15 protein-coding genes are annotated in these 13,812 nt (G+C 66.4%); 6 read left to right on the top strand and 9 right to left on the bottom strand.

Annotation, left to right across the window (positions count from 1 at the left end; translation table 11 throughout):
* Window positions 1-51 precede the first annotated feature (51 nt).
* Window positions 52-1,521 (bottom strand): IMP dehydrogenase, encoded by a 1,470-nt coding sequence (gene guaB, locus QTI05_RS18735; RefSeq protein WP_286544002.1) that lies wholly within the window; start codon window positions 1,519-1,521, stop codon window positions 52-54.
* Window positions 1,522-1,701: 180 nt separating this feature from the next.
* On the opposite strand from guaB, the gene QTI05_RS18730 reads away from it, so the two are divergent.
* Window positions 1,702-2,223, top strand: coding sequence for a DUF4124 domain-containing protein (locus tag QTI05_RS18730; RefSeq protein WP_286620196.1), 522 nt, complete (start codon window positions 1,702-1,704; stop codon window positions 2,221-2,223).
* Between the two features lie 53 nt (window positions 2,224-2,276).
* On the opposite strand, the gene QTI05_RS18725 is transcribed toward QTI05_RS18730, so the two are convergent.
* The gene (locus QTI05_RS18725) at window positions 2,277-2,606 is read right to left on the bottom strand and encodes an RnfH family protein (RefSeq protein ID WP_286543996.1); all 330 of its coding nucleotides are present in this window, start codon (window positions 2,604-2,606) and stop codon (window positions 2,277-2,279) included.
* Window positions 2,606-3,055, bottom strand: coding sequence for a type II toxin-antitoxin system RatA family toxin (locus QTI05_RS18720; RefSeq protein ID WP_286620195.1), 450 nt, complete (start codon window positions 3,053-3,055; stop codon window positions 2,606-2,608). Before QTI05_RS18720 ends, QTI05_RS18725 begins: the two co-directional genes overlap by 1 nt.
* 63 nt (window positions 3,056-3,118) lie before the next feature.
* Here QTI05_RS18720 and smpB point away from each other — a divergent pair, with 63 nt between their 5' ends.
* The 5 genes from smpB to QTI05_RS18695 all read left to right on the top strand — a co-directional run bounded on the left by smpB (window position 3,119) and on the right by QTI05_RS18695 (window position 5,953).
* Window positions 3,119-3,598: an SsrA-binding protein SmpB gene (gene smpB, locus QTI05_RS18715; RefSeq protein ID WP_286543990.1), complete on the top strand. Its 480-nt coding sequence runs from the start codon at window positions 3,119-3,121 to the stop codon at window positions 3,596-3,598.
* Window positions 3,599-3,624: 26 nt separating this feature from the next.
* The gene (locus QTI05_RS18710; RefSeq protein ID WP_286543988.1) at window positions 3,625-4,203 is read left to right on the top strand and encodes an LbetaH domain-containing protein; all 579 of its coding nucleotides are present in this window, start codon (window positions 3,625-3,627) and stop codon (window positions 4,201-4,203) included.
* Window positions 4,204-4,246: 43 nt separating this feature from the next.
* Window positions 4,247-4,759, top strand: coding sequence for an RNA polymerase sigma factor (locus QTI05_RS18705; RefSeq protein WP_286543986.1), 513 nt, complete (start codon window positions 4,247-4,249; stop codon window positions 4,757-4,759).
* Window positions 4,760-4,769: 10 nt separating this feature from the next.
* Window positions 4,770-5,504, top strand: a complete 735-nt coding sequence (locus QTI05_RS18700; protein WP_286543985.1) for an anti-sigma factor family protein — start codon at window positions 4,770-4,772, stop codon at window positions 5,502-5,504.
* 62 nt (window positions 5,505-5,566) lie between these two features.
* Complete coding sequence (locus tag QTI05_RS18695; protein WP_286543983.1) at window positions 5,567-5,953, top strand: COG4315 family predicted lipoprotein; 387 nt, start codon at window positions 5,567-5,569, stop codon at window positions 5,951-5,953.
* 52 nt (window positions 5,954-6,005) lie between these two features.
* Here QTI05_RS18695 and QTI05_RS18690 read toward each other — a convergent pair whose 3' ends face one another.
* The 6 genes from QTI05_RS18690 to infB are packed head-to-tail and all read right to left on the bottom strand — an operon-like array spanning window position 6,006 to window position 13,805.
* Window positions 6,006-6,881: a DMT family transporter gene (locus QTI05_RS18690; RefSeq protein WP_286543981.1), complete on the bottom strand. Its 876-nt coding sequence runs from the start codon at window positions 6,879-6,881 to the stop codon at window positions 6,006-6,008.
* Window positions 6,878-7,663, bottom strand: a complete 786-nt coding sequence (locus QTI05_RS18685; RefSeq protein WP_286620193.1) for a hypothetical protein — start codon at window positions 7,661-7,663, stop codon at window positions 6,878-6,880. The genes QTI05_RS18690 and QTI05_RS18685 overlap by 4 nt, the downstream gene beginning before the upstream one ends.
* Window positions 7,664-7,699: 36 nt before the next feature.
* On the bottom strand, window positions 7,700-9,541 hold the full coding sequence (typA, locus tag QTI05_RS18680; protein ID WP_286543974.1) for a translational GTPase TypA: 1,842 nt from the start codon (window positions 9,539-9,541) through the stop codon (window positions 7,700-7,702).
* The gene (gene truB, locus QTI05_RS18675; protein WP_286543971.1) at window positions 9,538-10,497 is read right to left on the bottom strand and encodes a tRNA pseudouridine(55) synthase TruB; all 960 of its coding nucleotides are present in this window, start codon (window positions 10,495-10,497) and stop codon (window positions 9,538-9,540) included. Before truB ends, typA begins: the two co-directional genes overlap by 4 nt.
* A gap of 2 nt (window positions 10,498-10,499) precedes the next feature.
* Window positions 10,500-10,871, bottom strand: coding sequence for a 30S ribosome-binding factor RbfA (gene rbfA / locus QTI05_RS18670; protein ID WP_286543968.1), 372 nt, complete (start codon window positions 10,869-10,871; stop codon window positions 10,500-10,502).
* Window positions 10,872-10,892: 21 nt separating this feature from the next.
* A complete protein-coding gene (gene infB, locus QTI05_RS18665) occupies window positions 10,893-13,805 on the bottom strand; it encodes a translation initiation factor IF-2 (RefSeq protein ID WP_286543965.1) in 2,913 nt (970 codons plus the stop codon).
* Between the last annotated feature and the right edge of the window lie 7 nt (window positions 13,806-13,812).

Raw genomic sequence — 13,812 nt, 5'->3', positions numbered from 1 at the left:
GCCCCCTCGGGGGGCAGCGACCCACACGCAGTGGGGGAGCGTGGGGGCCACTTACTCGGCGCGGTAGTTCGGCGCTTCCTTCGTGATCTGGACGTCGTGCACGTGGCTCTCGCGGATGCCGGCCGTGGTGATCTCGACGAACTCGGCCTTGTTCTTCATGTCCTCGATCGTGGCGCAGCCGCAGTAGCCCATGCTGGCGCGCACGCCGCCGGCCATCTGATAGACGATGGAAACGATCGAGCCCTTGTAGGGCACGCGGCCTTCGATGCCCTCGGGCACCAGCTTGTCGGTGTTGGGGTTGCCAGTGCTCGACTCCTGGAAGTAGCGGTCGGCGCTGCCCTGCTGCATGGCGCCGATGCTGCCCATGCCTCGGTAACTCTTGTAGCTGCGGCCCTGGTACAGCACGATCTCGCCGGGCGCCTCTTCGGTGCCGGCGAACATGCTGCCCATCATCACGGTGCTGGCGCCTGCGGCGATGGCCTTGGCGATGTCGCCCGAGTAGCGCACGCCGCCGTCGGAGATCAGCGGCACGCCGGTGCCCTGCAAGGCGGTGGCGACGCTGTCGACCGCCATGATCTGCGGCACGCCGACACCGGCCACGATGCGCGTGGTGCAGATCGAGCCGGGGCCGATGCCGACCTTGACCGCATCGGCGCCAGCGTCGGCCAGCGCACGCGCCGCGTCGCCGGTTGCGATGTTGCCGCCGATCACGTCGACCTGCGGATAGTTCTTCTTGACCCAGCGCACACGTTCGATCACGCCGGCACTGTGGCCGTGCGCGGTGTCGACCACGATGGCGTCGACGCCGGCCTTGACCAGCGCCTCGACGCGCTCCTCGGTGCCCTCGCCCACGCCGACCGCAGCGCCCACGCGCAGGCGGCCGTTGGCATCGCGTGCGGCATTGGGGAAGCTGGTCTGCTTGGTGATGTCCTTGACGGTGATCAGGCCCTTGAGCTCCCAGTCGCCGTTGATGACGAGCAGCCGCTCGAGCTTGTACTTGTTGAGCAGCGCCTTGGCGTCGGCCAGCGTGGTGCCGTCGGGCACGGTGATGAGCTTGTCGCGCTGCGTCATGATCTCGCTGACCGGCACGTCGTAGCGCGTTTCGAAGCGCAGGTCGCGCCCGGTCACGATGCCGACCACCTTGCCGCCGTCGATGACCGGAAACCCCGAAATGCCGAGCTGGTCCGACAGCGCCATCACCTGCCGCACAGAGTGCGTCGGCGTGATCACCACCGGGTCGCGCAGCACGCCCGATTCATAGCGCTTCACGCGGGCCACCTCGGCGGCCTGCTGTTGCGCAGTGAGGTTCTTGTGCACGATACCGATCCCACCCTCTTGTGCGATCGCGATCGCGAGGCGCGCTTCGGTCACGGTGTCCATCGCCGCGGACACCAGTGGCAGGTTCAGCGCGATGTTGCGGGAGAGTCGGGTGGCGAGGGAGGTGTCCTTGGGCAGGACCTGGGAGAACGCTGGCACCAACAACACATCGTCGAAGGTGAGCGCTTTGCCGAGAAGGCGCATGGGTGAAGCTCCAAAAGACGGATTGTAACGATCGCTCCGTAGTTACCCGGACGACCCGGGCCTTGCCCCCGCGCCGAATGCCCCCTACGTCTTCCGCAACTGTTGCCGAATGCCCGCGTTACACGGTAAATGCGCCGTCGACGGCGTTACAAACCCTCACACAGCGCTAAACTTCCTGCCATGAAATTTTTGCACGTCTTGATTCTCGGATTCGCCTGCGCATTGCCGCTGGCGGCCAGCGCGCAATGGCAGTGGATCGACAACACCGGCAAGAAGGTTTTCAGCGACCAGCCGCCGCCGCTCGACGTGCCCGAAAAGAACATCCTGCGTCGCGCAGCCGGCGCTTCGCAGCGCGCGAGCGTCGCGCCCGCGCCCAGTGCTGCATCTGCCCCGGACGCAGCTGCGGCAGGTGCCGCGCCTCCGGCCGGTCTCCCGAAGCCGGCCGGCGTCGACAAGGAACTCGCGGAAAAGACACGCAAGGCCGAGGAGGCCGAAAAAGCCAAGCAGGCCGCCGAGGCCCAGAAGGTTGCGCAGGCCAAGTCCGACAACTGCGCCCGTGCCAAGCAGGGCAAGGCCACTTTCGACAGCGGCATCCGCGTCGCGCGCGTCAACGCACAGGGTGAGCGCGAGATCATGGACGACAAGGCGCGGGCTGCCGAAGCACAGCGCGTGCAGTCGGTGATCGACAGCGACTGCAAGTAAAAAAGCGCGCTATCGAAAAGATAGCGCCCTTTGCCTTTCGGCTTTCGGAAGGCTCAGTAGCCAGCCTTGCCGCCGTCGCGCCGCCGGGCAAACAGCCCCGTCGCACGCGCACCTTGCCGGCGGAAACGCTCACGCCGTGCCACTTTGGGATCGACGACAAGCGGCCGGCACAGCTCGATGCGGTCGCCGTCGCTCAACGCACGATCCCACGCGATGGCGCGGCCCCAGAGACCAGCGGGCAATGCCGCCCAGTCCAGCGCCGGAAACTGCGCCGGCAGTGCGCTGGCAAGCACCGCATCGCGTGCAGTGGCCCCTTCGGGCAGCGTCAGCAGCGCTTCGAACACTTCGCGCGGTGCCGGCGAATAGACCAGCGTGATCTGCATCAGGCGGGCTTGCCGTAGACCTGTTCCGCGCGCTTGACGAAGGCTTCGACCAGGCTGGAGGCGATCGTGTCGAACATCGGGCCGATGAGAGTCTGCAAGCCGAAATTGCTGAACCCGTAGCTCAGGTTCAGGTCGATGCGGCAGGCGCGCTCGGCCTTGCCGCCCACCGGCAGGAACTTCCAGACGCCGTCAAGCGTGGAGAACGGGCCGCTCACCAGTTTGAGCCGCACTTCGCGGCCGGGCACGTGGGTGTTGCGCGTGGTGAAACTCTGGTGAATGCCACCGAAACCGAGGCCGACTTCGGCCGTCATGCCGGCCTCGTCCTCCTCGATGACTCTGGAGCGGTCGCACCAGGGCAGAAACTCGGGATACTTCGCGACGTCCGTGACGAGCGCATACATCTCTTCGGCGCTGTACCAGATCAAAACGGACTTGTGAACTGTTTTCATAGAATGGGCACGAGCGTGCGCGACGGATTGTATTGAAGCCATGCAGACCCCAAATCAAGCGCCATGGCCACCAAGAAAAAACAAGACCCCTCCACCCGCATTGCCGACAACAAGAAGGCGGCCTACAACTACTTCTTCGAGGAACGCTTCGAGGCCGGAATGGTGCTCGAGGGCTGGGAAGTCAAATCGCTGCGCGAGGGCAAGGTGCAACTGACCGACGGCTACGTCATGATCCGCGACGGCGAGATGTTCATCGTCGGCTGCCAGATCAATCCGCTGCGCAGCGCTTCGACCCACACCACGCCTGACTCGATCCGCACCAAGAAGTTGCTGCTGCACAAGGAACAGATCCGCCGCCTCACCGGCAAGGTCGAGCAAAAGGGCTACACGCTGGTGCCACTCAACCTGCACTGGAAGGCCGGCAAGGTGAAGTGCGAGATCGCGCTCGCCAAGGGAAAGGCCGAGCACGACAAGCGCGACACCATCAAGGACCGCGAAGGCAAGCGCGAGGTCGAGCGGGCGATGAAAAGCCGCAGCCGCTGAACCATCCATACCGTCCCTCCCCCACCATGGCACTCCAACCCCTCGATGCCCGGCAGGTGCGACCGCACCAGGGCGGCCCCAGCTTCACGCTGTCGAACCGGCTGTTCCGTGCCGCATGGGGCCTCGCGTGGGCCGTGCTCGCCTCGTGGACGCCGCCGCCGCTGCGTGGCTGGCGCCGTTTCCTGTTGAAGCTCTTTGGCGCGCAGATGGGCGAACTCGCCGACGTGCGCGGCAGTGCCACCGTCTGGTATCCGCCGCACCTGCAAATGGCCGACCGGACGTTGCTGGCCGAACGGGTCAACTGCTACAACATGGCGCCGATCTCTCTCGGGGAAGGCGCACTGGTGTCGCAGGGCGCACACCTTTGTGCCGGCACCCACGACATCTCCACGCCCGAGTTCCAGCTGTTCGCCAAACCGATTGCGATCGGCGCCAAGGCCTGGATCGCAGCCGAGGCTTTCGTCGGCCCCGGCGTGACGGTGGGCGAAGGCGCGGTGCTGGGGGCGCGGGCCGTCGCCTTCAGTGCGCTCGAGCCCTGGGGGGTCTACACCGGCAACCCCGCCGTGCTGCTCAAGCGCCGCGTCCTCCGAACAGAAACTTCCTGAGGACGAGGGAATAAACGGGGCACCGGCGGCGTTTGTGCTCTTCATGGACACCGCGCCCCTCGTCGACCACATCCCGAGCCTGCGCCGCTACGCGCGGGCGCTGACGGGCGACGCCTGGGCGGCCGACGACCTGGTGCAGGACACATTGGAGCGCGCCTGCAGCAAGTGGCGCCTCTGGACGGTCGGCAGCGACCTGCGCGCCTGGCTGTTCACGATCATGCACAACCTGTTCGCCAGCCAACTGCGCCGGTCGCCTCCGCGCGCGGTGGTCGACATCGCCGATGCCGCGCACGAACTGCGCAGCGTCGACAGCCGGCACGACGACGGCATCGACCTGCAGCGCTGCCTGCTGCTGCTGCCCGAAGACCAGCGCGCCGTGCTGCTGCTGGTGGCCCTCGAAGACCTCTCCTATGCCCAGGTCGCCAAGGTGCTCGGCATCCCGGCCGGCACCGTGATGTCACGCCTGTCGCGGGCCCGCCGCCGGCTGCATGAGCTGATGGACGGCGGCCCGGCCCCGATGGCCGCCAACCGCCCGGGCCTGCGCCGGCTCAAATGACACCCGCACCATGAACCGCCCTCCGCTGCCCCCCGACGACGACGCGCAAACCTGGCACGCCCAACGCGACGCGCTGCGCCGGTTGCATGCCGAGGTGCTTGACGAACCCGTGCCTCCCGCGCTGCTGGCCGCGGCCCGCATGGCGGCACGTCGGCAAGCCGACCGGGCGCGATGGGTGCGTTGGGGCGGCATGGCTGCGGGCGTGCTGATGGCCTTCGGCGCCGGCTGGCTCGCCAATGCCCAGTGGTCGGCCATGCCCGCAGGCATGCAGCTCGCGCGAACCGGTGCCACCCGCGAGTTCGTGCATGCGGCCGCGGTCGCCCACGCCGTCTATGCGCCCGAAAAACGGCATCCGGTCGAGGTTGCCGCCGCCGAACAGCAGCATCTGGTTCAGTGGCTGTCGAAACGGCTCGACAAGCCGCTCAAGGTGCCCGACCTCGGCGCCCTCGGCTACACGCTGGTGGGTGGGCGTCTGCTGCCGGGCGAGGCCGGCGCGCGCGCACAGTTCATGTTCGAGGATGCGGCAGGCGAACGCGTGACGCTCTACATCGGCACGCTGGTTCGGCCGTCTGATCCGGCCCGGGCCGGCGAGTCGGCATTCCGCTTTTCGTCGGACGGCCCGGTGCCGAGCTTCTACTGGGTCGATCAAGGCTTCGGATATGCGCTGGCCGGCAAACTGCCGCGCGAAACCTTGCTGGGTCTTGCCACGGTGGTGTACCGGCAGCTCGAGGGGCGCGCCGGTTAGTCGGGGCTAGACTGTCCGTCGCGCATTTGTTTATCGTTTTTTTAACTGAAGGAGAAATCTTCATGAAATTGCTCAGCGCTTCCATCCTCGCCGTCGCCCTTCTCGCAGGCTGTGGCGGCATGAAGACCGCCACGGCACCGGACACCCCGACCCGCACGGTCGATGGCGTGTTGATCGGCCCGACCGGCATGACGCTCTACACCTTCGACAAGGACGCTGCAAACAGCGGCAAATCGGTCTGCAACGGCCAGTGCGCCACCAACTGGCCGCCGCTGATGGCGCCCGAAGGCGCCAAGCCGATGGGCGGCTACAACATCGTGACCCGCGACGACGGCAAGAAGCAGTGGGCCTACAAGGGCTGGCCGCTCTACTACTGGATCAAGGACACCAAGGCCGGCGACAAGACCGGTGACGGCGTCGGCGGCGCTTGGAAACTCGCAAAGCCCTGAAAGGCCTCGCCCTGAAAAAAGCCGGCTCCAGCGCCGGCTTTTTTTCGGATGCTCAAGCGTCGCGGCGCCGCCAGCCCAACCATTCGTTGACCACCAGTGCGCCGACCACCAGCGCCCCGCCGGCCAGCACGCTCGGAGCCGGCTTCTCGTCGGCGCCGATCCATGCGAAGGCGATGCCGAAGATCACTTCGAGCAGCGCCAGCAATGCCACCTCCGGCGCCTTGAGCACCTTGGCGCAGACCATCGAGAGCACGCAGGGAATGGCGAGCTGGAACAACCCCAGAAACGCCAGCAGGCCGAGGTCGTGCGCATTGGCGTGGAACGGCCAGGCCAGCGGCAGGGTGAGCAGCGCCGACAGCGCAGCCCCGATCAGCACCGCCGGCACCAGGTCGATGTCGTGGCCCTGCGCGTGGGCGTGTTGCACCACCGTCCAGTTGCAAGCCAGCGCCAACGGCACGCAGAGCGCGACGAAGGTGCCCGTCATCGGGCCCTGCCCGAACTGCTGGCCGTACATCCACGCGATGCCTGCGCCGGCCACTGCGATCGCGCCCCAGGTGCGCGCGGCCAGCCGATGGCCGATGAAGATGCGCGCCGCCAGCGCCGTGAACAGCGGCCCGACGGCCATCGTCACCAGCACGTTGGCGGTCGAGGTCATCGTGAGCGCGACCATGAAGGCGGTGAACATCACGCACCAGCAGACACCCGACACCCAGAGTGCCGTGCCGCCATGGCGGATCTTGCCGAACACGGCCCGCCCCTGCCAGGCCGGCAGGATCACGAGCAGCGCCAGCACCGTGAACAGACTGCGCCAGAACGTGACCTCGAAGCTGCGCGCCGCCTCCAGATGGCGCGTCACCACGCCGGCCGTGGCCCACAACAAGGTGATGCCGACCATCAGCCAGACGGCCCGGTGATGCGACAACTTCATGGAGCGGTGCCCAGGAGGCACAGTGCGGTGCACCGGTCGTCGCTCATCGCGTCGACGATGCGCTGCACGGCCTCGCGCTGCGGGCCCGCGGGAAGCTGCTGCAGCGGCGGCAGCAGACGGATTGCCATGGTTCGCGACGCCAGTGGCAGCGCACGCGCGTGCACCGGCGCCAGTTCGGCCATCAGGTCGAGCAGGCCGCAGTAGGCCGGGCCGAAGCGCGGGTCCGAAAAGCAGGTGGCAATGCCGGCGTAGAGCTGAAGCAGCGAGGTCTGGCTGCGCTTCAGGCCCCCGAGCCGCAGCTGAGAGGCCTGGCGCTCGCCCATCTGCCGCAGCATGGCCTCGGCAATCGGCACCTGACGCGCGATGCAGCGCGCCAGGAAGGGTTGCAGCACCGCCAGCTCATCCTGAAACTCCAGCACATTGCGCACTACCACCGAGGCGTCGATGCCGCTCGGCTGAACGGCGCCGAAGCTGATGTAGGCCGTGATCGCCGCCTTGTTGCGGTCGCACAGATCCGAAAGCACGCCGAGCTCGGCCGGCGTGTAATTCATGTCGTCCAGGAAGCGCGGCGCGTCGCCCAGCACCCGCAGCAGGGTGCCGGCTTCTGCCTCGGCCAGACGCGGCATGCGCCCCGGCTGCGCCGCGCGCAACGCATCGAACGCGCGGCCCGCTTCGGCGTGCGCGGCCAATGCCGGTGCGGAAGCCGCGCCGGCGAAAGACGGTGCCAGGGCCGCGAGAACCATCGCACCGATGGCCAGCCCCGACCGCCACCGCAGCCCCATGCTCACGGCTTCACGCCCTGCGAGTCGTGCTGCGACTCAGGCGGCGACGGTGTCGCGGCCTGCCCGCTTGCGCTCGTGTTCCTTCAGGAAGCGCTTGCGCAGGCGCACGCTCTTGGGCGTGATTTCGACCAGTTCGTCGTCCTCGATGAATTCCACGCCGTATTCGAGCGTGAGGTCGATCGGTGGGGTGACCTTGATCGCGTCTTCCTTGCCCGAGACCCGGAAGTTGGTCAGCTGCTTGGTACGCGTGGCGTTGACCACCAGGTCGTTGTCGCGGCTGTGGATGCCGACGATCATGCCTTCGTACACCGGGTCGTTGGCGCGCACGAACATGCGGCCGCGGTCGTCCAGCTTGCCCAGCGCGTAGGTGAAGATTTCGCCGTCGTCCATCGAGATCAGCACGCCGTTCTTGCGGCCGCCGATGTCGCCCTTGTGCGGCTCGTAGCTGTCGAAGATGTTGCTGATCAGGCCGGAGCCGCGGGTCAGATTCAGAAATTCATTGGTGAAGCCGATCAGGCCACGCGCCGGAATGCGGTACTCGAGGCGCACGCGACCGCGGCCGTCCGGTTCCATGTTGACCAGCTCGCCCTTGCGCTCGCCCAAGGCCTGCATGACGCCGCCCTGGTGCTGGTCTTCGATGTCGGCGGTGACCAGTTCGATCGGCTCGTGCTTCTCGCCGTCGATGGTGCGGAACACCACACGTGGCTTCGACACGGCCAGCTCGTAGCCTTCGCGGCGCATGTTTTCCAAGAGGATGGTCAGGTGCAGTTCACCCCGGCCCATGACTTCGAAGATGCCTTCCTCGTCGGTTTCCTTGACGCGCAGGGCCACGTTGTGCTGCAGCTCTTTCTGCAGGCGATCCCAGATCTGGCGGCTGGTGATGTACTTGCCTTCGCGGCCGGCCAGCGGGCTGGTGTTGACGCAGAAGTTCATCGTCAGCGTCGGCTCGTCGACCTTGAGCATCGGCAGCGGTGCCGGATTGGTCGGGTCAGTGACCGTCACGCCGATGCCGATGTCGGACAGGCCGTTGATCAGCACGATTTCGCCCGGGCCAGCTTCCGTCGCCTGCACGCGCTCCAGACCCTGGAAGGTCAGCACCTGGTTGACGCGGCCCTTCACGACCTTGCCGTCCGGGCCTTCCATCACCACCACGTCCATCATGGGCCTGATGGTGCCGGCGCTGATGCGGCCCACGCCGATGCGGCCCACGAAGGTCGAGAAGTCGAGTGCCGAAATCTGCAGTTGCAGCGGCGCTTCAGGGTCGCCCTCCTGCGCCGGCACGTGCTTGAGCACCGTGTTGAACAGGGCCGACATGTCGGGGCCCCATTGCTCGCCCTGTTCGCCCTCTTCCAGCGACGACCAGCCGTTGATGCCCGAGGCATAGACCACGGGGAAATCGAGCTGCTCATCGGTCGCGCCGAGCTTGTCGAACAGGTCGAAGGCGGCGTTGACCACGTAATCGGGGCGCGCACCGGGCTTGTCGACCTTGTTCACCACCAGGATCGGCTTCAGGCCCAGGGCCAGCGCCTTCTTGGTCACGAAACGCGTCTGGGGCATGGGGCCTTCCTGCGCGTCGATCAGCAGCACCACGCCATCCACCATGCTCAGTGCACGTTCCACTTCGCCACCGAAGTCGGCGTGGCCGGGTGTGTCGACGATGTTGATGTGCGTGCCTTCCCAGGTTACGGCGCAGTTCTTGGCCAGGATCGTGATGCCCCGCTCTTTTTCGATGGCGTTGTTGTCCATCACGGTGTCGACCACCTTCTCGTGCTCGGCAAAGGTGCCGGACTGGCGCAGCAGCTGGTCGACCATGGTGGTCTTGCCATGGTCCACGTGGGCAATGATGGCGATGTTGCGGATTTGCTTGGGAGTGCTCATGGTGTCGCTTCAGTCGAAAGTAATGTTTGCTGGATTTCGATGGGGTTCAGCAAGCGCCCCGGGATCAGTTCGCCGGACACGACGTGCGCCGTGCCCAGAAATGCATGCGGCTCGGCGCCGAACACGGCCACTTCGGCCGCGTCGGCCCATTCGCCGCGCCGGCGCAGGCCGGACAGGAAACGTGCCGCATCTTCCGTGCCGAGCATGACGTGGCTGTGGCCGGCGACGAGCGATTCGACCGGCAGCAGCTGCGCCAGGCGTTCTTCTTCGCTCATGGCTTCGAGCGCCTCGAGCGTCACGCACTGCGACACGTCGAAATCGCCGGTCGCGGTACGGCGCAGCGCCGTCAGGTGCGCGCCGCAGCCGAGCGCCTCGCCGATGTCTTCGCCGAGCGTGCGGATGTAGGTGCCTTTGCTCACGGTTGCGGTCAATCGGATGGCCGACTGCCCGGGCAGCGCGGGCGCTGCAGCCACTTCGAGCTTATAGATCACGACGTCGCGCGCGGCGCGCTCGATCTCGATGCCTTCGCGCGCGTACTCGTACAACGCCTTGCCGTCTTTCTTGAGGGCGCTGTGCATCGGCGGCGTCTGGCGGATCGGGCCGGTGAACTGCGCCTCGACACGGGCAAGGTCATCGGCATTCACATTCACCGGGCGCCCGGCGATCACTTCGCCCTCGGCGTCGCCGGTCGAGGTCTTGACGCCCAGGCGCGCAGTGGCCTCGTAGGTCTTGTCGGCATCGAGGTGCAGCTGGCTGAACTTGGTCGCCGCGCCGAAACACAGCGGCAGCACCCCGGTCGCGAGCGGATCGAGCGTGCCGGTGTGGCCGGCTTTTTCGGCGCGCAGCAACCACTTGGCCTTCTGCAAGGCCTGGTTGCTGGAGAGACCCAGCGGCTTGTCGAGCAACAACACCCCATGCACAGGGCGCCGCTGCACCCGTGTGCGTGGCGCGTTCATCGCTATTCGTCTTTCGAACGGGAAGCGACGGCTTGCGCGATGAGCGCATTCATGTCGGCCGCACGCTCAGTGGTGCGGTCGAACAGGAAGTGCAGCGTGGGCACGGTGTGGATGTGCAGACGCTTGAACAGGCCGTTGCGCAGAAAACCTGCAGCCTGGTTCAGCGCTTCGGTCGTCGCGGCCGGGTCGCCCGTGAGCACGCTGAAGAAGATCTTCGCGTGCGCATAGTCGGGCGTGACCTCGACCGCCTGGATGGTGACCATGCCCACGCGCGGGTCCTTCAACTCGCGCGCTATCAACTCCGTCAGATCACGCTGGATCTGATCGGCGACCTTGAACGCACGGTTGGGGGCTGCGGCTTTTCTCTTGGGCATGGACTCTCTCGCATCGAACGCTTACAGCGTCCGCGCGATTTCCTTGATCTCGAAGAATTCGAGCTGATCGCCTTCTTTGATGTCGTTGTAGTTCTTGAGCTTGATACCGCACTCGAAGCCTTCGCGGACTTCGCGCACATCGTCCTTCATGCGCTTGATCGAGTCGACTTCGCCGGTGTAGATCACCACGTTGTCGCGCAGCAGGCGGAAATGCGCGCTGCGGTTGACCGAACCCGAGGTGACGTAAGAACCCGCAACCGTACCGATCTTGGAAGCCACGAACACCGTGCGAATCTCGGCCGAGCCGATGATCTCTTCGCGGCGCTCGGGTGCCAGCATGCCGGACATCGCGACCTTGATCTCGTCCACGGCGTCGTAAATGATGCTGTAGTAGTTCAATTGCACGCCATTGCCTTCGGCGAGCTTGCGCGCGCCGGCATCGGCCCGCACGTTGAACCCGATCACCACCGCCTTGGAAGCGATCGCGAGGTTGATGTCGTTCTCGCTGATGCCGCCCACGCCTGCGTAGACGATCTGCACCTTGACCTCTTCGGTCGCCAGCTTGAGCAGCGACTGCGCCAGCGCTTCCTGCGAACCCTGCACGTCGGCCTTGATGATCAGGCGCAAGGTCTGCACCTCGCCCGCCGACAGGTCGGTGAACATGTTCTGCAGGTTCGACGCCTGCTGCTTGGCCAGCTTGGTGTTGCGGAACTTGCCGGCACGGTAGGTAGCGATTTCGCGCGCACGGCGCTCGTCGGACATCACCATGAACTCGTCGCCTGCCTGCGGCACTTCGGTCAGACCCTGAATTTCCACCGGGATCGACGGGCCGGCCGTCTTGATGCTCTTGCCGTCTTCGTCCAGCATGGCGCGCACGCGGCCATAGGTCGAGCCGGCCAGCACCACGTCGCCGGTCTTGAGCGTGCCGGACTGCACCAGCACCGTCGCGACCGGGCCGCGGCCCTTGTCGAGTTGGGCTTCGATGACCAGACCCTTGGCAGCGGCATCGACCGGCGCCTTGAGTTCGAGCACTTCGGCCTGCAGCAGCACCTGCTCGAGCAGCGCATCGATGCCCTGGCCCGTCTTGGCGGACACCGGCACGAACGGCACGTCGCCGCCGTACTCTTCGGGCACGACTTCTTCGGCCACCAGTTCCTGCTTCACGCGGTCCAGGTTGGCGTCGGGCTTGTCGACCTTGTTGATCGCGACCACGATCGGCACACCAGCCGCCTTCGCGTGCTTGATGGCTTCCTTGGTCTGCGGCATGACGCCGTCGTCGGCCGCCACCACGAGGATGACGATGTCGGTGGCCTGGGCACCACGGGCACGCATGGCGGTGAACGCCTCGTGGCCGGGGGTGTCGAGGAACGACACCATGCCGCGCTCGGTTTCGACGTGGTACGCACCGATGTGCTGCGTGATGCCGCCGGCTTCGCCCGCAGCGACCTTGGCGCGGCGGATGTAGTCCAGCAGCGAGGTCTTGCCGTGGTCGACGTGGCCCATGACGGTCACGACCGGTGCGCGGGGCAAGGCTTCGGCCGTCGATGCAGTGACGTCGTCGTCGGTAAAGGCTTCCGGATCGTCCAGCGCGGCAACCACCGCGTTGTGACCCATGTCCTCCACGATGATCATCGCGGTGTCCTGGTCGAGCGACTGGTTGATGGTTGCCATCATGCCGAGCTTCATCAGCTGCTTGATGACTTCCTGCGCCTTGACGGCCATCTTGTGCGCCAGTTCGGCCACAGTGATGGTTTCGGGCACGTGCACTTCGAGCACGCGCGCTTCCACCGGTGCGGCCTGCGTGTGGTCTTCATGACCCCCGCGGTCGTTGCTGCCGCGGCGGCCACGCGGGCCTCCACGCCAGTTGCCGCGGCCGACACCGCCGCTGGCATCGCCGCGGGTCTTGATTTCCTTCTTCTTGGCCGGATCGCCAGCCCAGCTCGACGAAAGCTTGGCCGACTTGACGTCCTTGCTTGCGCCGGGCGCAGTGCTGCCCGGAGCTGCGGGGGCGCCGGGGCGTGCGGCCGGCGTGGCCGGCTTGTGCAGCGTGCCCTTGACGGCCGGCTTCGGCACTTCCTTTTCGGGCGCCTTGTGCGGCACCAGCACGCGCGCCGGTGCATTCATCATTGCGCGGATGGCTTCGGCTTCGGCCAGCGCCTTGCGGCGACGCTCGTCGAGATCCTTGGCGCGCGCGCTTTCCTCGTCGGCACGTGCCTTCGATTCGGCGGCCGCCTTGGCCTTGGCGTCTTCCTTGGCCTGCGCCACCGTGGCCTCGGCCGCGGCGCTTTCAGCTGCGGCGGCGTTGGTGGCTTCTTCGGTTGCTACTGGGGCTTTGGCAGCACCCTTTGCGGGCGCTGCGGGCGCTGCAGCCTCTTTTTTCCGGGCAGCTTCGGCCTTGGCCTGCTGCTCTGCCTGTTCGGCGCGCTCGGCCTGCTCGCGCTCGCGGGCTTCCGTTTCCTCGCGAACACGGCGCTTTTCGACCAGCTCTTCTTCCTGGCGACGGATCAGCTCGGCCTGGCGGCGCGCATCTTCCTCGCGGCGGGTCAGCTCGGCTTCATCGATCTGCGGTGCGGCCGGGGCCTGTGCAACCGGTGCCTCGACCGGTGCCGCTTCGGGCGTGGCCGGGTGGCCTTCGTCGCGCTGGATGAAGGTGCGCTTCTTGCGCACTTCGACCTGGATGGTGCGTGCGCGACCGGTGGCGTCAGCCTGCTTGATCTCGCTGGTCGACTTCTTGACCAGCGTGATCTTCTTGCGCTCGGGCTCGGCCGTGCCGTGGCTGGCCTTCAGGAAACCGAGCAGGCGCTGCTTGTCCGACTCGGTGAGCGCATCGGTTGGTGCGGCTTTGGCCACACCTGCGCTCTTGAGCTGGTCAAGAAGGGTTTCGGGGGTCTTTTTGAGTTCGTTCGCGAACTCGGCGACTGTGGTGCTGGACATATGTGCT

It is taken from the genome of Variovorax fucosicus, from assembly GCF_030316825.1.
Classification (GTDB): Bacteria; Pseudomonadota; Gammaproteobacteria; order Burkholderiales; family Burkholderiaceae_C; genus Variovorax; species Variovorax fucosicus.
The sequence above is the reverse complement of the archived record's forward strand: the minus strand, read 5'-3'. Positions and strand labels throughout refer to the sequence as shown.